Origin of the sequence: Streptomyces sp. NPDC050619 (assembly GCF_040654815.1) — a bacterium.
Taxonomy (GTDB): domain Bacteria; phylum Actinomycetota; class Actinomycetes; order Streptomycetales; family Streptomycetaceae; genus Streptomyces.
Genome location: NZ_JBFAIR010000006.1, coordinates 189,218 through 207,832, shown reverse-complemented (window position 1 = coordinate 207,832; position 18,615 = coordinate 189,218). Strand labels below are relative to the sequence as shown.

Annotated in this window: 17 protein-coding genes; 4 read left to right on the top strand and 13 right to left on the bottom strand. The window is 67.5% G+C overall.

Going from position 1 to position 18,615, the window contains the following annotated elements; translation table 11 throughout:
* Positions 1-5: 5 nt before the first annotated feature.
* Genes AB0I77_RS13275 through AB0I77_RS13265 form a run of 3 tightly spaced genes read right to left on the bottom strand, consistent with a single transcriptional unit; the run spans position 6 to position 6,036 of the window.
* Positions 6-1,592 carry a class I SAM-dependent DNA methyltransferase gene (locus AB0I77_RS13275; protein WP_363282612.1) on the bottom strand — a complete coding sequence of 529 codons (1,587 nt, stop codon included), beginning with the start codon at positions 1,590-1,592 and terminating at the stop codon, positions 6-8.
* Positions 1,589-3,142: a restriction endonuclease subunit S gene (locus AB0I77_RS13270; RefSeq protein WP_363282611.1), complete on the bottom strand. Its 1,554-nt coding sequence runs from the start codon at positions 3,140-3,142 to the stop codon at positions 1,589-1,591. Before AB0I77_RS13270 ends, AB0I77_RS13275 begins: the two co-directional genes overlap by 4 nt.
* A complete protein-coding gene (locus tag AB0I77_RS13265; RefSeq protein ID WP_363282610.1) occupies positions 3,139-6,036 on the bottom strand; it encodes a DEAD/DEAH box helicase family protein in 2,898 nt (965 codons plus the stop codon). The genes AB0I77_RS13270 and AB0I77_RS13265 overlap by 4 nt, the downstream gene beginning before the upstream one ends.
* 188 nt (positions 6,037-6,224) lie before the next feature.
* Here AB0I77_RS13265 and AB0I77_RS13260 point away from each other — a divergent pair, with 188 nt between their 5' ends.
* Together AB0I77_RS13260 and AB0I77_RS13255 are read left to right on the top strand one after the other, a co-directional pair.
* Complete coding sequence (locus tag AB0I77_RS13260; RefSeq protein WP_363282609.1) at positions 6,225-7,601, top strand: AAA family ATPase; 1,377 nt, start codon at positions 6,225-6,227, stop codon at positions 7,599-7,601.
* Complete coding sequence (locus AB0I77_RS13255; RefSeq protein WP_363282608.1) at positions 7,598-8,401, top strand: hypothetical protein; 804 nt, start codon at positions 7,598-7,600, stop codon at positions 8,399-8,401. The genes AB0I77_RS13260 and AB0I77_RS13255 overlap by 4 nt, the downstream gene beginning before the upstream one ends.
* A gap of 172 nt (positions 8,402-8,573) precedes the next feature.
* Here AB0I77_RS13255 and AB0I77_RS13250 read toward each other — a convergent pair whose 3' ends face one another.
* Positions 8,574-9,158 carry an HD domain-containing protein gene (locus tag AB0I77_RS13250; RefSeq protein WP_363282607.1) on the bottom strand — a complete coding sequence of 195 codons (585 nt, stop codon included), beginning with the start codon at positions 9,156-9,158 and terminating at the stop codon, positions 8,574-8,576.
* A 12-nt stretch (positions 9,159-9,170) separates the two neighbouring features.
* Positions 9,171-10,244, bottom strand: coding sequence for a helix-turn-helix transcriptional regulator (locus AB0I77_RS13245; RefSeq protein ID WP_363282606.1), 1,074 nt, complete (start codon positions 10,242-10,244; stop codon positions 9,171-9,173).
* Positions 10,245-10,408: 164 nt separating this feature from the next.
* Between AB0I77_RS13245 and AB0I77_RS13240 the strand changes: the two genes are divergently transcribed.
* Together AB0I77_RS13240 and AB0I77_RS13235 are read left to right on the top strand one after the other, a co-directional pair.
* Complete coding sequence (locus AB0I77_RS13240) at positions 10,409-11,041, top strand: hypothetical protein (RefSeq protein ID WP_363282604.1); 633 nt, start codon at positions 10,409-10,411, stop codon at positions 11,039-11,041.
* Positions 11,034-11,402, top strand: coding sequence for a DUF6415 family natural product biosynthesis protein (locus AB0I77_RS13235; protein ID WP_363282603.1), 369 nt, complete (start codon positions 11,034-11,036; stop codon positions 11,400-11,402). The genes AB0I77_RS13240 and AB0I77_RS13235 overlap by 8 nt, the downstream gene beginning before the upstream one ends.
* Here AB0I77_RS13235 and AB0I77_RS13230 read toward each other — a convergent pair.
* The 8 genes from AB0I77_RS13230 to AB0I77_RS13195 all read right to left on the bottom strand — a co-directional run bounded on the left by AB0I77_RS13230 (position 11,399) and on the right by AB0I77_RS13195 (position 18,522).
* Positions 11,399-12,697: an amidase gene (locus AB0I77_RS13230; RefSeq protein ID WP_363282602.1), complete on the bottom strand. Its 1,299-nt coding sequence runs from the start codon at positions 12,695-12,697 to the stop codon at positions 11,399-11,401. The two genes, AB0I77_RS13235 and AB0I77_RS13230, sit on opposite strands and share 4 nt — an antisense overlap.
* An 8-nt stretch (positions 12,698-12,705) precedes the next feature.
* Positions 12,706-13,239 carry a flavin reductase gene (locus tag AB0I77_RS13225; RefSeq protein WP_363282601.1) on the bottom strand — a complete coding sequence of 178 codons (534 nt, stop codon included), beginning with the start codon at positions 13,237-13,239 and terminating at the stop codon, positions 12,706-12,708.
* A gap of 73 nt (positions 13,240-13,312) precedes the next feature.
* Positions 13,313-14,287 carry a PDR/VanB family oxidoreductase gene (locus tag AB0I77_RS13220; protein WP_363282600.1) on the bottom strand — a complete coding sequence of 325 codons (975 nt, stop codon included), beginning with the start codon at positions 14,285-14,287 and terminating at the stop codon, positions 13,313-13,315.
* Positions 14,284-15,033, bottom strand: coding sequence for an SDR family NAD(P)-dependent oxidoreductase (locus AB0I77_RS13215; RefSeq protein WP_363282599.1), 750 nt, complete (start codon positions 15,031-15,033; stop codon positions 14,284-14,286). The genes AB0I77_RS13220 and AB0I77_RS13215 overlap by 4 nt, the downstream gene beginning before the upstream one ends.
* Before the next feature lie 53 nt (positions 15,034-15,086).
* A complete protein-coding gene (locus tag AB0I77_RS13210) occupies positions 15,087-15,620 on the bottom strand; it encodes an aromatic-ring-hydroxylating dioxygenase subunit beta (RefSeq protein ID WP_363282598.1) in 534 nt (177 codons plus the stop codon).
* On the bottom strand, positions 15,610-16,887 hold the full coding sequence (locus AB0I77_RS13205) for an aromatic ring-hydroxylating dioxygenase subunit alpha (protein ID WP_363282597.1): 1,278 nt from the start codon (positions 16,885-16,887) through the stop codon (positions 15,610-15,612). Before AB0I77_RS13205 ends, AB0I77_RS13210 begins: the two co-directional genes overlap by 11 nt.
* Entirely contained in the window at positions 16,884-17,252 is a 369-nt protein-coding gene (locus tag AB0I77_RS13200) for a hypothetical protein (protein WP_363282596.1), read from the bottom strand. The genes AB0I77_RS13205 and AB0I77_RS13200 overlap by 4 nt, the downstream gene beginning before the upstream one ends.
* 106 nt (positions 17,253-17,358) lie before the next feature.
* Complete coding sequence (locus AB0I77_RS13195; RefSeq protein WP_363282595.1) at positions 17,359-18,522, bottom strand: acyl-CoA dehydrogenase family protein; 1,164 nt, start codon at positions 18,520-18,522, stop codon at positions 17,359-17,361.
* Positions 18,523-18,615: the final 93 nt, after the last annotated feature.

Sequence of the window (18,615 nt, the reverse complement as noted above, 5' to 3'; positions counted from 1 at the left end):
TCAGCTCACTCTGACGTCGTGGTGAGCTTGACGTCGAGTTCCTGTGCGAAGGCCTCGATCTCAGCCAGGGCTGCGCGGAGTTCTCTAGCCACTGTGCGAGTCAGTTCGTCGATGGACGCCGGGGGTTGCTTGGCCGCCGAGGCTTCGGGGCTGAGGCGGGCGATGTCCAGGTTCACCTGCTTCGCGGCGAGGAGCTCGGCGGCGTTGTGGCAGCGGAACCGGTCGGACTCCTTGCGGTGCTTGCGGTCCGGGTCGGACGGGTCGAAAGCCTGCTTCTCGAAGTCGGCCAGGTGCTCAGCCTTCATCGGGTTCTTCTTGAGGGTGAAGCGGCTGACACTGCGGAGATCGTACGTCCACACGTGGGTGGTATGCGGCGGGTCGTCGTCCGCGCGATGTCCAGGGATTGCCTCGAAGAAGAGGACGTGGGCTTTCACGCCGCCGGCGTAGAAGATGTTCTCCGGCAGGCGCAGCATGGTGTGCAGGTTGTAGCCGGTGAGTAGTTCGCGGCGCACGAGATCGCCCACGCTGCCGGCGCCGCCCTCGTACAGGACGCCGTCGGGGACGATCACAGCTGCCCGACCCTTGTCGGTGAGCTGGGTTCCGATGTGTTGGAGGAAGTTCAACTGCTTGTTGGTCGTGGTCTGTCCGCCCACCCAGAAGTCCGGGCGGTTGTACGTCACGTTGTCGCGGTCGTCCGCTTCGGCGTCCGCTTCTTTGCCGGACACGTTGATGCCCGACTTGCGGCCGAATGGCGGGTTCGCAAGGACCAGGCTGGCGTGCCGCTCGGGGGGCTTGGCCAAGGCGTCGCCGACCTCGATGATCGGCTTCCCGGTCGGGTCACCCAGCGAGTGTAGGAGGCAGTTCATCGCGGCGAGGCGTGCGGTGGCGGGCACGATCTCGTGGCCCCAGATCGACTCCGTGCGGAGACGATGGAGGTCGTCGTCCGGAAGGTCGTCACCATATTCCCGAGTGATGTATGCGTGCGCGGCGATCAGGAAGCCACCGGTGCCGCAGGCCGGGTCGGTGATCGTGTCGTACGGCGTCGGGCGCATGCACCGCACGATGGACTCGATCAGTGCGCGTGGGGTGAAGTACTGGCCTGCTCCAGCCTTCGTGTCCGAGGCGCTGCGGGCGATCAAGGCCTCGTACGCTGCGCCGTTGATGTCGGAACGGGAGTTGCGCCATTTCTCCTTGTCGATGAGATCGACGATCAGTCGGCGGAGATGGGCTGGGTTCTCGATGTGGTTGCGGGCCCGGTTGAAGATCAGGCTGAGGGTGGTGTGGTCGTTCTGGTCGCTGCGGCGGCCGAGGTCCGTGAGGAGCTTGCTGTATGCCTCCTCCAACGGGTCGCCGTCGAGGTCGATGAGCTCGGACCAACCGCGGTCCTGCCACTCGGGAGTGGTGGGCAGCATGTGCTCGTGATCGGCCAGGTCGGGCCGGTGGGCGTTGAGTTGTTCCGTCTCGTCGGCCATCTTCAGAAAGACCAAGAGGCTGAGCTGCTCCAGGTAGCTGGAGGCGGAGACCCCGTCGTCCCGCAGGACGTTGCAGTAATTCCACAGGCGGTCTACCAGTCGGCGGGCTTCCTGATTCACGAGTTGAACTCCAGGGGGAGAGCGGTCTGTTCGCCGTTGGCGAGGATGGTGTCGTCCGCCTTGGCGGGCGGTGGGGAAGCGGTGGCCTGCCCACGGGCCCGGGTCGCCTTGGGTGCCGTCTTCCGCTCGGCCTCGGCGATCTCGCGCTCGACGCGGATCCGTTTGAGCAACTCCTCGGCGGGCTCGTCTGCGGGGTCCTGGGGGACGAGGCGGCCGGAGAAGGCCTCGGCGAGGAGAGCGCGGCGCAGCATGGCGGTGTTTGTGAGGGCCTGTTGTGTGAGCTCTACCAGGACTTTGAGGCGTCCCAGTGATTGCTCACCTGCGGCCACTGCTTCGATCTGCTTAGCCTGTGGAGGAATCGGCACCGGGAGGTTCCGTACCTTGGACATGCTGATCGAGGCGAGGTTGACGCTTTGCTTGGCGTGTGACTCGAACCAACCGCGAGCCGCTGAGTTGGTGTACCAGGCGAGCAGTTTGGGATGGGTGGTGTCGTCCTGAATGCGGGCTCGGAAGAGGTGGTTCTGGTGGATGCATTCCTTGATCTGGTTCTCCCAGATCCACCCGCGGCCGAGTTTGTCTCGGTCGCCCCCTTCGGTAAGGAGCAGATCACCACTCTTGAGGCGCAGCTTGGACAAGGTCTTCACCGGAACTCTGATCTTGGCGACTTGGGACAGGTTGAGGTGTGCCCGCTGGGCGTTGGCTACGCGCAGGTAAGGCACTTCGGGAAGCGCCTCGTCTGACTGGCGCTTCGAGTCTTTGGTGACCCCCCCGACGACTTCGGCGATATCGGCAAGTCGGGACCAGATCCAGCCATCGGCGAGGTCGGGGAGCGAACCGTCGTCAAGATCGGCGGCTGCTGTAGTGGGTGCTGCGGCAGGTACTGCTTCCGGATCGAGGAGGCCGGTGGCAGCCGCTGCCATGGTGGAGTTCTGTAGTGCATCGAGGTGATTGAGCGCAGCGCTCAGTTTGACCTCGATTGTGTCGAGCTGGCCCATGCGGGTGTCGAGGGCGGCAGCGATGCGGTGCTGTTCGGCGGTGGGAGGGAGGGGGATTTTCACTTCGCGCACAGCTGGCTGGCTGACTTTGTAAATGCCTGCAGTTGTCCGGGCGGCGCATTCGATCTGTTCCCGAACCAGGGGCGAAGCCCATAGGCGGGTAAGGAAGCGTGGGCTGATGTGCTCAGCGGGAACTCGAACCCGAATCATCGTGTCGGGGAAGGCGACGGGATCGGGAGCTTCGGGGACCAAAGCGCCCCGGCCCACCAGGTCCAGTGACCCGCTGCCACGACAGATGAGGAAGTCGTCGGCTCTCACGAGATAGGGAGCCGCTTCGTCAGCCGTCCACTCGCCTTCCTTCCGCTCGGAGAGATCAACATTGTCCGAACGTAGAGCGGTCAACCGGAGAACGGGGAAGCCACCGGCTTCCGTCCGTACGGAGCGGCCGTTAACCACGGGAGCGACCAGGATGTCCCCGACTGTTGCCCACGCCCACCCCTCCGGCAGCCCTTCTCTACCGGCTTCGCCGATGCCCTCAACCTTGCTTGCGCTCACGCACCCAGTTCCCTGTCCAACTCGTCCACCAGCTCACCCGGCTGCCACCGGCTGCCCTTGAAAGCATCCACGAAGTCGCCGTAGCCGCCGGCCGCCGCTCGTCGGCCCTCGTCCAGCGAGGCCACCGTAAGCGTGGCGTTGGCCGCCACCACATTCACGACCTGCCGTAGCCATGCTCGCTGCCGGTCGTCGAACGCGACGCCTGCCGTGTGCTGGCGGGCCAGCCACGCTTCGAGGCGGCCCTCAACCGTACTGCGATATGGCCGGAACTCGTTCCCATCGAGCCCGAGCTCGTACCGCATGACGGACAGGAACTCGACCAGTCCGGCGTTCCGCCTCGCCGCACCCCTGGCTATCTCCAGGTCCACATACGCCTTCCAGAGCCTGGCCTCGGTCCATTCGCGCCGGGTCGCCCGGACCTTGCCGATCAGCTCTCGAAGTTCGCGGAGCACCTCGCGGGGCGGCCGTCGCTCCTGGAAGGCGATCCGCAGCGGCAGCATCTCCTCCGCGTGCTCGGTCATGTACGCCCGCCAGTCGTCGACGACCATGCGGGCCTCTTCTTCGTCCAGGAGGCCACGTGCCTCAAGGAGCTGGTCCTGGCTGAGGTGGTCGATCAGCAACCAGCTGTCTTGGGCGGCCTTGAGGAGGGCGGCACGCAGTTCCTCGCTTGCGGCCAGCAGGCCCACAGCGTCGGCGATCTCCGCGAACTCGTCCGGCTCATCCGATGCCGGGCGCTCGGCACGTACCACCGTCGGCTGCTCGGTGTCGGCGGCCCGGACCAGCGAGCGGACCAGTCCCTCATATGTCTGGTCGGTCTCCAGGTATTCCTCGATGCCCGCCCGGCCCCGCTCGTTGAGGCGGCGCCCGAGACGGCTGAGGCGGCCGGCGAGAGTGGCGATGTCGTCGGGGTGGAGGAGCTCGCCCTTCCCACAGGCGCGAAGGAGCCGCTCCAGGCTCGGCACGGGTTTGGAATCGTCCCGTACCAACGGACGGGCATCGGTCTTCGGGTGCTCGGTGACGCCCACCGCGTCGACGATCACGAACCGGTCCTTGTGGACTGCGTCCGCCGTGACCTTCACCAGATCGGTGTCCTTGACGGTGCGGGCGCCGCGTCCCTTCATCTGCTCGAAATACGACCAGGTCTGGATGTCCCGCATGAAGACCAGGCACTCCAAGGCCGGAATGTCCGTGCCCGTGGCGATCATGTCGACGGTCACGGCGATGCGCAGGTCGCGCTTGTTGCGGAAGTCGGACAACGCCTTTCCGGGGCGGGACGCCTGGCTGGTGATCTTCCGGCAGAAGCCGTCCCCGGCTCCGAACGCGGTTCGTACGGCCTCCACGATCGCGTCGGCATGCAGGTCGTTGTGGGCGAAGAAGAGAGTCTTGGGGACGATCTCCCGGCTCTGGATCTCGCCGGTCTCCTGGTCGACGATCGGCGGGAAGATCTCGGTGAAGAGCTTGTCCCGGAAAGTCTCCACGACCAGGCGGATCTGGTCGTTGGAACGCACCCGATGGTTGACCTCGGTACGGGCGTAGGGGTCGTCCTCCTCCACGGTCTGCCAGTGCCTGGTGCGGGTCAGTTTGTGAACCTTGGCGATGACTGAGTTGACCTGCTGGACCGTGCCGTCGGGATGGACCTCCGTGTTCAGTGCGGGAATGACCGATCCCTGCTGGGTGATCCGTGTGCCGATCTTGTAGATGTCGTAGTCGACGTTGACGCCGTCGGCGACGGCCTGTTCGTACGTGTACTGGCTGACCAAGTTGTTGTCGAAGAACGCGAAGGTCTGCTGGATCGGTGTCGCGGTCAGACCGACCACATGGGCGTCGAAGTACTCCAGGACCGGGCGCCAGCGTCCGTAGATCGACCGGTGGCACTCATCGACCACGATCACATCGAAGAAGTCAGGCGGCAGGTCGGGGCAGTAGCCCACGGACGCTACCCTGCCCGCCAGTCGGTCGGCCTGCTCCGTCTCAAAACTCTCGTCGTCCTCGGCCGGCACGGGGATCCCCGTGAGTTTGCACCAAAGTCGCTGGATCGTGGAGATCACGATCTTGTCCGAGTCTGCAACCGCGCCCGTGCTGAACAAACGCAGTGGCATCTGCTCATGCAAGGGGGTCCTGGCCCCGAGCGGAACGAAGTCCCGGTACTCGTTGTACGCCTGTTTGCCCAGGTTGTTGCGATCTACCAGGAACAGAACCCGGCGAGCACCCGCGTGGCGCAGCAGGCGGTAACTGCTTTGGACGACGGTGTATGTCTTACCTGCCCCGGTTGCCATCTGGATAAGGGCCCGTTGGTTGTCGCGGGCGAGGGATTTCTCAAGCGACTTGATGGACTTGTACTGCGCGGACCGCAGCCGCTTGTGGTCGAGGCGCGTGGTGGGGAGCTTCCGCAGACGGGCGCGGAAGGTCGGAGCGGCCGGCGTCCGCTCGGCTTCCCGCATCCAGCGTTCCACCGTGGCGGGCTGGTGCGCCGCGAATACCCGACGACTGCGCGCACCGCCGGCAGGGCTGTCAGGGGCGGGGGTACCGTCGAGGTATTCGGCGTCCAGCGCGTTACGGAACCGCCAGGTGGCGCTGTTGGTGACGTACTGGAAAGGCAGGGGCTGGGCGCCCCGCCAGGCCCGGTCGGCGTGCCGGTCCGCGATCCGGGCTGCCTGTTCGGCCGCGGTGTCGAGCAGGTCCTGCTCGTCGCTCTGCGCGGGACCGGCGACGACGATCCCGCAGAGCCGGCGCTGCACGTACAGCGTGAATAGGACCAAAGTGGGGGAGACCGGGGAACGCACCGCCTCGTGAGCGACACCTAGCTCACGCTCGCCAGGCCCGTAGACCCGCCAGCCCGAGGCGGCCAGGGCCGCCTCCACTGTCCTGGCCCACTCCGGTGCGGCGCCGCTCATGGTCCCTCCCCAATACGTCCCGGTCCGGACCGATCAGCTGTCCGTACACCGATTACAGCAGCCGGTGTACGCGGCCTGGGAGCGTACGCAAAGATCAGGCCCGGCACTGCCGTTGTCACCGGCGGTCCGTACAGTGGGCGACATCACACACGGCGTATGGAATCTCACGCCGAGGGAAGGACGGGCCGGTGTACGTGGCGGGTCTCAGAGTTGACGGGGTGCGTGGTTTCCACGGACCGCGCGCCTGCGACCTCGATTTCACCCGGCCCGGCGGCGGATATGCGGGCTGGACGGTGATGGCCGGGCGGAACGGCTCGGGCAAGACCACCCTGCTGCGGATGCTCGCGCTCGCGCTGACCGGGGGGCGCCGGGCACACCAGCTGGAACCGGAGCTCGAGGAGTATCTGACACACGGGGCCACCCTCGGTTCAGCAGTGGTCAAGGTCTTCGCGGACCGGGCCGCCGACACCATGGCCCCGGACAGGGGTGACCCGGTGGAGGCGCGGCTTGACTGGCGACCCGAGCTGGACACCAGCCTCCTCGACGAGCTCGTCGAGGACTTCGAGCCGCCCACCGAGGTGGTCTTTTCGGCCCCTCGGCCCGTCACCTCCGCCCTGTGGTCCTCGGCCCCGCCGCCCGGCTGGTTCTGTGCCGCGTACGGCCCCTTCCGGCGCCTCACCGGCACTGGCCTCTACGAGCGCACGCCGCAGCAGCCCGACCGGGCCGTCGCACTCCGCACCCTCTTCGAAGAGCAGTCGGCCCTCACCGAGGCCTTCGACTGGCTGCTCTCTCTCCACCTGCGCTCCCTGGAGGAACGCCCAGGGATCGGCGAGGTCAAGGCCGGGGTGCTCCGGCTACTCAACGACGGGATGCTGCCGGACGGCTACCACATCGAGGACGTGGACTCGGACGGAATGTGGCTGCGGCAGCAGGGTGACAGCGGCCCAGAGGGCGCCCGGATCGAGCTGCGGCGGATGAGCGACGGGCAGCGGACCGTGGTCGCCCTGGTCTTGGACATCGTTCGGCAGATGCATGCGGCGTACGGGGTCCTCGCATTCGAGGAACGGGACGGCGGCACGGTCGTACTGCCGCACCCGGGCGTGGTACTTATCGACGAGATCGACGCGCACCTACACATGACCTGGCAGAAGCGAATCGGGCAATGGCTCACCGCGCACTTCCCGGCAATCCAGTTCATCGTCACCACCCACAGCCCGTACATCTGCCAGGCGGCGGACCCGGGCGGGCTGATCTGGCTGCCGGGTGCGGGAGAGCAGAAGTCACCCCAGGTGGTGGACGGAGATCTATACGGGCGGATCGTGTACGGGACGGGGGACGACGCAGCGCTCTCGGACTTGTTCGGCCTGGACTCGCCGTATTCCGACAAGGCACGTGAACTGCGAGACAAACTGGCCGAGTTGGAGTACGACGTTCTGCTCGGGCGAGCTGATGCCGGGCGGACTGAGGAATACCTGCGGCTACGCGATCACCTCTCCAGTTCGGCGGTGGCCCGTGTTGATGAAGTGATGGAGCGGTACCGGCTATCCCGGGAGCGCGACGCGTGATCCCGATTCAACGCCTCGGCCTGCCCGACGCCGTCACCGCACGGATGACGGTGCTTACAGGGCGGATCGGGCTCAGGGAGGTCGCCAGCGGTGCGCGCAAGAAATACGCAGACAGCCTCTGGAAGGACGAGGACGAGGTCCGGCAGGGACTCCGTACGGTGCTCCTCAAGATGGCCCCGGGAGTCCTTGGCTGCTGCATGTACTGCGGTGGCTTCACCGCGACCGACATTGAGCACTTCGAACCACGGGAACACGACGCGCTCAAGACCTTCTTCTGGCCCAACCACCTTCTAGTGTGCGGCCCGTGCAACAGCACGTACAAGCGGGACTGGTGGGAGTGCGACGAGGAGACTGGCGAGCCCCTGCTGATCGATCCGACGCGGGACGACCCGTTCGACCACTTGCTGCTGAACATCAGGGAAGGCAAGTACCGGGGTGAGACAGACAAGGGGCGGACGACCGTCAAGGTGCTCGGCCTGAACCTGCCCGAGCGGCGTCTGGTGGCGGGGCGTAAGGTGGCGCGGTTGAACATCAGGACTGTGCTGAGGGACTGGGGGCGGGCCCGGCGGCAGGGAGATGCGGAGGCCGAGCGCGATGCTCTGGAGGTATTGAAGGGGCAGCCGTTCGCCGACGTGTGGCAGGCGATGCTGCGCCAGGCCGTGCTCCCGGGAGCGGCCTTGGTCATGAGTGACGAGCCGCCCGAGATTCTCGACCTGTTGAAGGACGAGGAACTGCGCGCGGCGACCCTGATCGAATTTCCTCTCCGGTCGGCACCGGCGGAGGGAAACTGCTGTTTCTGATGTGTGGGCGGGCATGTGCGCACGACCGTTGCGGGGATCGACCATCGACGGCTTGTTAGTCCTGTTCAGCAGCTACGATAATCCGCGTTCAACTTCAGCAACTCGATGCTGTTGGTTGGAGGTGGCACCCGGCAGGCCAACCGCGTCGGGTACGACTTTGTCTGGTCTGAACTCAGCTTTCCCGCTCGCCAAGCGCAGCCCGAAGCCAATCCAACGACCCCGAACCCAACACCGCATCAGCAAGCGCCTGCCCCGTCTTCGTGACAATCCGCCCCCGGCTGTTGTCGATCCACCGCTGGGCGTTGGCGTAGCCCTGGTCCCGGTATTCGATGCCCTGGATCATGCACTCCAGCTTGTCGGCGTCGCGTGCGCAGATCGCTTCCGGGGACTCCTTGGCCTCGTACTCGGCGACCAGGTCGCGTACGGCTTCTGCCAGGAGCTCGGGCATGCCGGCCACTTGGTCGGCGGTGATGTCGCGGGGGTCGGCTTCTCCGCCTGTGTACTTCTTGCCGAGGTGGTTGACGTCTCCCGTGCGGGTCTCCTGGGAGTCGTGCCATACGGCGAGGAATGCGGCCCGGGCCGGGTCGGCACCCTCCAGTTTTGCGATGATCGTTGCGATGAGGGCGGTGCGCCACGAGTGCTCGGCGACCGACTCGGGATGCTGCACGCCGGCCATCCACCATCCAGTGCGGGCGGTGTTTTTCAGCGTGCCCGCCTCGTACAGGAAACGGGCAACCGCGGTCAGGTCCTCGGACACCGTGGGCTCCTCTCACGCCTCGGAGAGGCGGATCGCGTACCGGATGCTTCCCAACTCCCGTCGCCCGCGCGGCGAAAGCTCACGGCTATCCAACATCACGGGGAGCCGGTCGCGTAGGGCCCGGGCGGCCACACCGGATCGCAGCAGGTTGGGGCGGATCTGAAGCAGCGACCACACTGAGTGGATGTTGAGATCGACGTAGCCGTGGTGCGGCTCCAAGCCCTGGACGAGGTGGGACAGGAGCTTGTCGCCGGGCCACGGGCGGGGTGTGCGGTCGGCGATGAAGTCGTCCGAAAGTTCCATGTGTTGCATCTCGCCGACCCAGTACGCCCAGTAGTTCAGGTTGGCGGCCTCGCCGGTGTCGTCGTCCGTCAGCGCGGTGCTGATGAAGTGGCTCATGCGGTCTCGGTCGCCCTGCCGGGCGGCGACGGCCGCGACACTGCGGGCGTTGAGCCACAAGGTCAGCCAGTCACTTGGGTGTTCGGTGCGTTGTTGATGGGCGAGCCAGTCCGCTGTGTCGGTCTGTGTGTCGTAGCCGGAGAGGTAGAGGGCCTGGCGGCGGAGTAAGAACTGTCCTTGGCCGCGGGCCTGCTCGGCGGTGTGCCGCATGGTGGAGAAGAACGCCGCGCGTTCTGAGTGGCTGAGCTGAGGGCCGGCTGGGGCGGGGCCACGCCGGGGGCGCGGCGGCCGAGGCAAGTCCCGGATTGGTTGTGGTGGTACCCCGTTGAGCGGCCACGCCAGGACTTCGCCGAGTTCCCGCTGCAACACCATCGCGCCGAGTGGGCTTTCCTTGACCGCGGTGTCTTCGCCGAGGACCGTTCCAAGGAGTACGTCCGCCTCAAGGGCACGCTCCAGCGCCTGAAGGAGGGCGGACGGTGTGCTCATCTGCATGAGCCGGTGACGGTGCATGAGCAGCTGGCCGACCGGCACGGAGGTGAGCGGGCGGCGTCCTGTCTCCCAGCCGGCGATGGTGTCCGGGGAGACCATCAGGTGCTCGGCGAGCTCCTCCTGGGTGTAGCCCTGTTGTTCCCTGATGACGCGCAGGACGTACCCCGAGATGAGGCCTGAACGGGGCCGCGTCGGCATTCCCGTACCGCCGATCAGGGTTTGTCGTGAGCTTGGCCGCATGGGGTGTCCGTTTCCGGGGTTCGAGCGCAAACCACCTGTACTCACGGTCATTTCAGACCGTGGCGCCGAATTTCTAACGTCGTATCCATCCCGGATTGAGGCTAGTAGGGAGGCAGTTGCTCATGGGCACCGTTAACCACGTACATGACCCGAATGTGTCACCTCAGGCGACGCTGCGTGCGGTCGCCGGAGGCCAAGCGGTGAGGAGAGAAGCCGGACAGATGACGTCGGACCCGGAGGCTGGGGTGCTGGTGCACACGCGCGTCGATGACGAGTTGGACGTCACCAATTGGCTCTTGCAGGCTGCCGACGATCCGGCCCGAGCGCGCGCCGAGTGGCAGTCCATGGATGTCGCGCTCCTGCGCTGCGGCGTTCACTTCTCTGCCATTCGCGTGTCGGCCGATGTCGTGGTCGCCGCTGCTCGCAGTGAGGACCGCGCCGGGGTAGATGAGTACCTGGCTGCTGCGCTGCACGGCGGACCGGTGTTCGTCGATCGGCAATCAGGCCGGTACTACTTCCTGGTCCCGTCCAGCGCGTGCGCCACTTGGCGTGTGCCGGGCATGGCCTGCCTCGTCGCGGACAGCTTCCTCGGCGTGCCGCACCCGAGCATCGGCTCAAGCCGGTACCTGGCTCGTTCCTCTTGGTGCGTGCCGATGGACCGCCCCGGAACTCTTTGTCAGTCCGGTGCGGTCGCGCAGATGGTCGCCATGGGCCGTTTCCTCCTGGCCGGGGCGAAGGAGACTGACGATGCGTGACCGCAGGCCGCTCGACTTCGACCTGTTCCGTCGGGCCTGGACGGATGCCTTGGAGCTGAGCAGCGGGCTGCCTGCCACGGTCCCTGACCGGGCCGAGGTGGACAGGCTGACCGGCTACCTGCGCGGGTACGTGGAACTGCTGGCCGGCGAGCTGGAAGCGGCGATCGAGGCGCAGCCGGAGGACACCAGCGACCGCGAGACCGCGCGCTGGCTCCTCATCCGCGCCCGCAAGACCCTCGACGAAGGGCCGGGCCCGAACCACCACACGGCCGCCGTCCACGTGGAAGACATGGCCCTGACTTGCCGGGCCCTGGCCACACTGTGCCATCAGCAGCTCCGCGCGTCCGCCCTGAGCGGTTAGCGCCCCCGCGACGATGCTCCCCGCGCGAGCCCCTCAAGCCGCTCCCCGATCGCGAAGAGTACGTCCACCCGGTCGGGGTGGCCGATCAGTTGCAGGCCGAGTGGCATGCCCTCGGCGTCCGTGTGGCCGGGCACCGTGAGTACCGGGAGGCCGAGGAGTTGCCAGGGGCGGCTGAGTACGGGGGTGCCGGTGGCGGTGAGGCCGTGTGGGGCGGGGCCGAGGGCTGCGGGGGCCAGGATTGCGTCGGCGGTCGTGAGGGTGGTCAGGATGTCGGTGCGGGCCCTGGCGGCGGTGGACAGGGCCGTACGGTAGTCGTCGTTCGTGATTCGGCGGCCGGCGGACAGGAGTTCTGCCAGTTGGGGGCTCAGGTGGTCGGGGTGGCGGGACTCCTCCGCCAGGGCTCGGGCGCTCTCGTATGCCATGACCGTGGTGTGCGCGGTCACGAGGGCGGGGGTGCGTGCGGCCCAGTTCAGGTCTTCGGTTGTGGCGCCCTGTGCGCGGGCTCCCTCGGTCGTCCGTGCCAGGGCCTCGCGCATCGGCTTCTCCACGTCGCCCAGTTCGGCCGCGGTCCACACCAGCAGCCTGGGGTGGTCGGACGCGGACCGAGGGGTGCGCGTACGCGGCTCCTCGGACAGAACGCCGTGGACCAGGCGGAGGTCGGTGACCGACGGGGTGATCAGGCCGACCGAGTCGAGGGTGTGGCTCAGGCCGGTGATGCCCGTGGTTGGCCACGAGCCGGTCGGTGCTACGAAACCCGCGACGCCGCAGAACGCCGCCGGGCGGGTGAGTGAGCCCGCGGTCTGGCTGCCGAGTGCGAGTGGTACCACGCCTGCGGCCACGGCGGCGGCCGAGCCGCTGGATGAGCCGCCGGGGGTGTGGGACAGGTTGTGGGGGTTGCGCGTCGGGCCGGGAGCGAAGTACGCGAACTCGGTCGTTACCGTCTTGCCGAGCGGAATGGCGCCTGCCCGTCGGAGTCGGTCGACCACCCATGCGTCGGCTGCCGCGATCCGGCCCCGCCGCAGCGGAGAGCCGCATTCGGTTGGTGTGCCGCGTACGTCGATGATGTCCTTCACCCCGAAAGGGATGCCGTACAGCGGCAGGCCGCCCCCCGGATGCACCGGACCGTTGTCGAGTTCCCTGGCCCGGTTCAGGGCGCCGGTCCTGTCGACCCGGACCCAGGCTCGGATGTCCTGTTCCGTTGCGTCCAGGCGTTCCAGGGTCGCGATGACTACCTCGGTGGGGCTCGTCCGGCCGCTGGTGATTGCCCCCAGCGTTTCCTCCAACGTCAGGTTCACCGTTTCCTTCACTCGTCGCCCACCGTGTTCTGAGGCGTGTTGTGGGACATGGCGAGGCTGTGGAACCGGCGGTTGAAGTACACCAGGCTGTCGCCCTGGCGGACGCGGACCCGTTCCACCTCCACGAACATCACGCTGTGGGAGCCCATGGGCTTTCGGTCGCGGACGAGGCCGATGATGTTGACCAGTGCGTCGGGCAGGACGGGGACCGGTTCCGTCCGGTCCCAGATGTTCCAGTCGAAACGTTCGGGCATGGGGACCTTGGTGGCGCCGGAGAAGTGCACAGCCAGTTCCTCGTGGTGTGAGCCGAGCACGTTGACACACACGCGGCGGTTGCCGGTGACCACGTCGTGTGTCGCGCTGCCGCGGTTCACGCAGACCAGGATCGTGGGCGGGGTGTCGGTGACGGAGCAGACGGCGCTCACCGTCATTCCGTATCGGCCGCCGGGGCCGTCGGTGGTGAGTATGTTGACGCCCGCCGCCAGGTGCGCCATCGCCTCGCGGAATTCGGTCCGGTTGGGCTTTTTATCTGTCGCCGCCATTCTCGTCTCCTCCCTCGTCTTTCTCGTCTCTCTCGTCTCCTTGATCTTCGGCATCCGCTTTCTCTCTTTCCGATCAGAGTTCGATGACCAGGCGTCGGCCGCGGGTCCTGGAGACGCAGATGGCGATCTGGTCGTTCGCCGCCTTCTCCTTCCGGGTCAGGCAGTTGTCGCGGTGGTCCGGTTCCCCTGCCAGAACGGGCACGACGCAGGTTCCGCAGATTCCCTCCCGGCAGGAGGTGTCCACGTCGAAGCCGTGGTCCGCCAGGACATCGACGATGCTGCGGTCCGCGGGGACCGTGAACACCTCGCCCGTGCCGAGTTCGAGTTCGAACGCCGCGCCAGGAGCCTCTGAGGGATCGGGGGCCTGGAAGTGCTCTACGTGCACACGGTCTTCGGGTAGGGAGCGGGTCGCGGTGGCGGTGACTCGCTGCATGAACTCCTTCGGGCCGCACGTATAGACGTGGGTGCCCGAATCCAAGGCCGACAGGGCCGACAGGGCCGACAAGGCCGACAGGATCGAGTCGAGAACCGCCTGCTGCCCCGTCCGCGGCACCTCGAAGTGGAACCGCACCCGCTCGGAGAAGGCCGACCGCTCCAGCAGGTCCGTGAAGGGCGCCCGCTCGCGCGCGGTGGCGAAGTAGTGCAGCCTGAAGTTCCCTGCCTCTCGGTGCAGTTGGTGTGCCATGCCGAGCAGCGGTGTGATGCCTATGCCGGCGCCCAGCAGCACATGCTCCCGGGCCTCCGGCACGAGGCCGAACCGGTCGCGTGGTTCGCTGATGCGAAGTTCGCTGCCGACGTGCACGCCGTCGTGCAGGGCGGCGGAGCCGCCGCGCGAGGAGGTCTCGCGCTTGACCGCCACGAGGAACGAGTCCGTCTCGTACGGCGGTCCGCACAGCGAGTACTGCCGGGTGATTCCGGTCGGGCCCGTCACGTCGATGTGCGCGCCGGCCGGATGCGGGCCGAGGGGTGCGCCGTCGGTCCGGACCAGGCGGAAGGACTTGACCGTGTCCGTCTCGGCGACGATGTGAGTGACGCGGACTGTGCTCATCGCACGTACAGCCCGCCGTTCACGTCCCAGCAGGCGCCGGTCACCGAACCGGCGTGCGCGGCGGCCAGCAACGCGACCGTGTCGGCGACGAACAGGGGCGAGACGAGTTCGCCGACGGGGATGTTCTGCCGGAGCGCTGCCGCCTTCTCCGGGCCGATGAGGTCATAGGTGACGGGGAGGTCGAGCGGGCCCGGCGACACCGCGTTCACGGTCACTCCGCGCGGAGCCAGTTCGCGTGCGAACACCTTGGTCAGGGTGACGACTCCACCCTTGGCAGCCGCGTAGTGGCCGCCGGTCGCCGTGCCGCCGTTCTGGCCGGCGAGGGAGGCCATGTTGACGATGCGGCCGTGGCCGCGGTCCGCGAAGTACGCCCCGAAGACCTGGCTGCCGAGGAAGACACCGTCGAGGTTGGTCCGCACCACGGACGAGAAGCTCTCCGGCGTGATGTCCATCAGCGACTCGACCTTCGACTGCCCGGCGTTGTTGACCAGCACGTGTGCCGTCCCCCAGCGGGCGGTGACCTCGTCGCGGACCCGCTCGAAGGCGGACTTCTCCCGTACGTCGATGGACAGGCCGATGGCGGTTTCGTGGCCCGGGTCGAGTGCGGCGGCGGCTTTGCCGGCCTCCTCGCCGTCGAGGTCGGCGAGAGCGACCCGGTAGCCCTGCGCGTGCAGCCGGGCGGCGATGATCTGTCCGATGCCCCGGGCCGCGCCGGTGACCACGGCGACCCTGCCCGCTGAGTCCATTGAGTCCATTGAGTCCGTTGAGTCCGTTGAGTCCGCCGAGTCCTCTGTGTCGCTCACAGCAGGAACCCCGTCGCGTACACGGCTTCCTGCGAGTTGAGCAGCCGGATCACCTTGCGGGCGATCCGTGGCTCGCCGTCGTCGAAGACGATCCGGTGGGTCAGGTCCGCGCCGAGGACGAAGGTCTCCTCGCGTTTGTAACCGACCAGCACCTGCGCGGAGTTCAGCTCAATGGCCGCCCCCTCCGATTCCTCCGACGCCTCGGACCGTACGACCGCCTCTACGACCACGAAGTTCGACACCGTCCGTACAGTCCGGGCCGCCGCCACCGCCGAGATCGAGTAGCCGGTGGTCAACCGCTCGATGCGCATCCGGCGCATGCGGTCGTCGTCGTAGACCATATTGAGGGCCGACTCGAAGTCCTCCGTCTCCGGGTCGATCGGGATCACATAGCGGCCGTCGGGGGCCCACAGGCGGTCCCACTCCTCGTACCGTTTGCCGTCCAGGAGCCGCGCCTCGCGCCACACCAGTTGGACGGCGGCGCTCACCCGGGCATCGGTGAGGCCCAGCAGCGCCTGCTCAGTGAGCATCGGTCATCATCCTCTTCCACATCGCGTAGGCCTCGCGCATGCCCGTTTCGTCGGTCGCGTGGGAGACCGTGTCGCCGTCCTCGGCCTTGTGCTCGCGTTCCAGCCCGCGGTTGACCAGGATCGGCATGTCGGGGCCGCCCGCGACGCCTCGCTGTACGCGGTCCCAGGCCTCGGAGTCGTCGGGGCTGCCGAAGCCGAACGGGCCCTGGAAGTGCTCGTGGATGCGCAGGCGTTCGCGGTTGACGATCTCCGGGCCGCCGTCCATGCCCAGGGCCATGTGCCGGATCTCGGTCTCCGCCACGGAGACCGGCCGCAGGACGCGGAAGAACGACATCGACATCGCGACGTTCGGGAACAGGTTCAGGTTGAATCCGGAGCCGTGCAGGGAGCGGACGATGCGCCGGACGCCGGCCGGGTCGAAGTCGCGGGACAGTTCGTCGACGATGTGGCTGAAGCGGGCCTGCAACTGCTCGGTGCCGTCGTCCTCGTCGAGGTCGACGTGCTCGGGGACCATGACCATGACGCTGTGGCCGTTGCCCAGCGCGTGGGTGACCGCCTTCTCGTCGGTCATGAAGGAGAGCATGCTCGCCGTCTCGGAGTCGACCGAGGACATCCAGGAGCGGTGCACGATCGGGAAGTGGTAGCCGTCGGTGGTGTTCTCCAGCTGGATCTTCCAGTTGCCGTTGAACCGGAACCGGTGCTCGCCCTGTACTTTCACCGGGTAGCCGGCGCCCTGTTTCATGAAGCGGTCGATCCACAGCCGTGCCCCGCCGAGGAAGTCCTCCAGCGGCTCGATGTCCTCGTTGAAGCTGGCGAAGATCATGCCCGCGTAGACGCCCACCTTGAGGCGCTGGAGCCCGAAGTCCTTCTTCTCCAGTACGTCTTCGTAGCCGTCGGGGTAGGGGATGCCGCGCAGCTTGCCGTCGAGCGCGTAGGACCAGGCGTGGTAGGGGCAGGTGAAGCCGTTGGCCTTGCCTCGGGGGACCTCGCACAGGCTCGCGCCGCGGTGGCGGCAGCGGTTGACCATGACGTTGATCCCGCCGCGGCGGTCGCGGGTGACGATCACCGGCTGCCGGCCGACGTACGCCGTACGGAAGTCCCCGGCGCCCGGGATCTCGCTCTCGTGCGCCACCCACACCCAGGTCCGGTGGAAGATACGGTCCATCTCCAGCTCGAACAGCGCCGGATCGGTGTAGAGCGCGGCCGACACCCGGTCTTCCCGGACGAGGTCCGCCGCGGCGGCGGCCGGGTCGGCGCCGGGCGTCACCGTACGCTCGCGGGGGTGGTCAGCGGGCGGCCGATGCGTGCCTCGATCGTGGCGTAGCGCCAGAGTAGGTGATCGTCCACCGGCGTGGTGCGGAAGAGGTTGCAGACGGCGGCGACCGTCTGCTGGTCGGCGACGTCGGCCAGGATGTAGCAGGTCCACGGCCAGGTCGTGGACGGGCCGACCATGTGCTGGTCGTCGTCGATGTCACCGAGGACGTCGACCCCGGGCATGGCGGCGAGTTCGTCCATCATTCCCGAGAACGCCTTCCAGACCGGGCCGCCGTGGCCGGTGGGCAGGTCGAAGAAGTTCTGGTTGATACCGATGCAGAACAGGACCCGCAGGGGGGTGGGGATTGGCTCGGGCATGTTGATCCCTTCAGTGACTTACGGCCTCTTGCGGCCTCTTGCGGCCTTTTACGTCCCTTACGTCCTCTTGCGGCTGAGGGTGGACGGGCGTGTACCAGACGGGGAGTCACACGAAGCCGGGAAAGGGCTTGGCCCCCATCAGCACCGCCCCCGCGCCGTCGTACATCCCCTCGGTGAGGAAGGCGTGCTGCGGGACCACCGAGGCGTCTCGCAGGTAGCGCTGCATGGGGTGGTCGGCGTGGATGGCCGTCGTTCCGGAGAGCGTGTAGGCGTCGCGGACGACGTCGAAGCCCACCCGCGCGGCGTGGGTCGCGGCCAGGCGGAGGAGGCCGGCCTGCTCGGCGGTGGCGGGTGCGCCCGCGGCCACCGCCTGGTAGACCTCCTCGGTCACCTCGTAGAAGAAGGAACGGACCGACCGGAGTTGGGCCTCCGCCTTGCCCACGGCGATCCGGTAGTAGGCGCGGTCGGCGAGCTGGGGGGCGCCGGTGAGGCCGACCCGGCCCGCGCCGATGCGGATGGTGTGGTCCAGGGCGGCGCGGGCGATGCCGAGGTTGACGACGGCCAGCACCTGGGCGGCGTAGGCGATGGTCGGGTAGCGGTAGAGCGGTTCGTCCACGGTGGAGCCGCCGCCCCGCACGAAGGTCCACTCCTCGGGGACGACCACGCCGTCCACCTTCAGGTCGTGGCTGCCGGTGCCCTCCATACCGACCACGTCCCAGTTCTCCACGATCTCGACCTGCTGGGGGCGCAGGACGGCGGTGCGCGGCTTGCCCGACGACGCGTCGCCGACGCCGATGCCCACACCGAGGAGATCGGCGCCCGTGCAGCCACTCGCGAACCGCCAGTGCCCGGTGACCCTGAAGCCGCCGTCGACCCGCTCGGCCGGCTGGAGCGGGAACAGGCCTCCGGCGAAGACCACGTCGGGGCCGTCGGCGTACAACTCGGCCTGGGTGTCGAGGGGCAGGCCCGCCAGATAGACGCCCGACGACCCGAAGCTCGCGACCCAGCCGGCCGAACCGTCCACCTCGGAGATCCGCTCGATCAGGCGCAGGAACTCCGCGGGCGGCAGGGCGTCGCCGCCGAACCGCTTCGGTGTCGTGGCACGGTAGAGGCCGATCTGCCGGAATTCCTCGATCATGTCGCGCGGAACGTGACGTTTCTCGGTGAATTCGGTGCGACGGTCCGCCACGTGCGCGAGGACCTCCGCGAAGGTCGGCAGCGCCGGTCGGGCGGGGTCTCGGTCCGCTGAGGGGTCGGGAGTTCGCTTCATCACCGGGCTCCTTGGACGGCAGCGGGTTCTGCCTCGTATCGGCCATTGCGCATTGAGACTGAGACTGAGATTGAGGTCGAGATTGAGGCTATT

Coding starts and splice junctions, on each gene's coding strand:
- AB0I77_RS13265 (WP_363282610.1), bottom strand. CDS start 6,036: ATGAGCGGCGCCGCACCGGAGTGGGCCAGGACAGTGGAGGCGGCCCTG.
- AB0I77_RS13245 (WP_363282606.1), bottom strand. CDS start 10,244: ATGCCGACGCGGCCCCGTTCAGGCCTCATCTCGGGGTACGTCCTGCGC.
- AB0I77_RS13240 (WP_363282604.1), top strand. CDS start 10,409: ATGGGCACCGTTAACCACGTACATGACCCGAATGTGTCACCTCAGGCG.
- AB0I77_RS13235 (WP_363282603.1), top strand. CDS start 11,034: ATGCGTGACCGCAGGCCGCTCGACTTCGACCTGTTCCGTCGGGCCTGG.
- AB0I77_RS13225 (WP_363282601.1), bottom strand. CDS start 13,239: ATGGCGGCGACAGATAAAAAGCCCAACCGGACCGAATTCCGCGAGGCG.
- AB0I77_RS13220 (WP_363282600.1), bottom strand. CDS start 14,287: ATGAGCACAGTCCGCGTCACTCACATCGTCGCCGAGACGGACACGGTC.
- AB0I77_RS13215 (WP_363282599.1), bottom strand. CDS start 15,033: ATGGACTCAGCGGGCAGGGTCGCCGTGGTCACCGGCGCGGCCCGGGGC.
- AB0I77_RS13210 (WP_363282598.1), bottom strand. CDS start 15,620: ATGCTCACTGAGCAGGCGCTGCTGGGCCTCACCGATGCCCGGGTGAGC.
- AB0I77_RS13200 (WP_363282596.1), bottom strand. CDS start 17,252: ATGCCCGAGCCAATCCCCACCCCCCTGCGGGTCCTGTTCTGCATCGGT.
- AB0I77_RS13195 (WP_363282595.1), bottom strand. CDS start 18,522: ATGAAGCGAACTCCCGACCCCTCAGCGGACCGAGACCCCGCCCGACCG.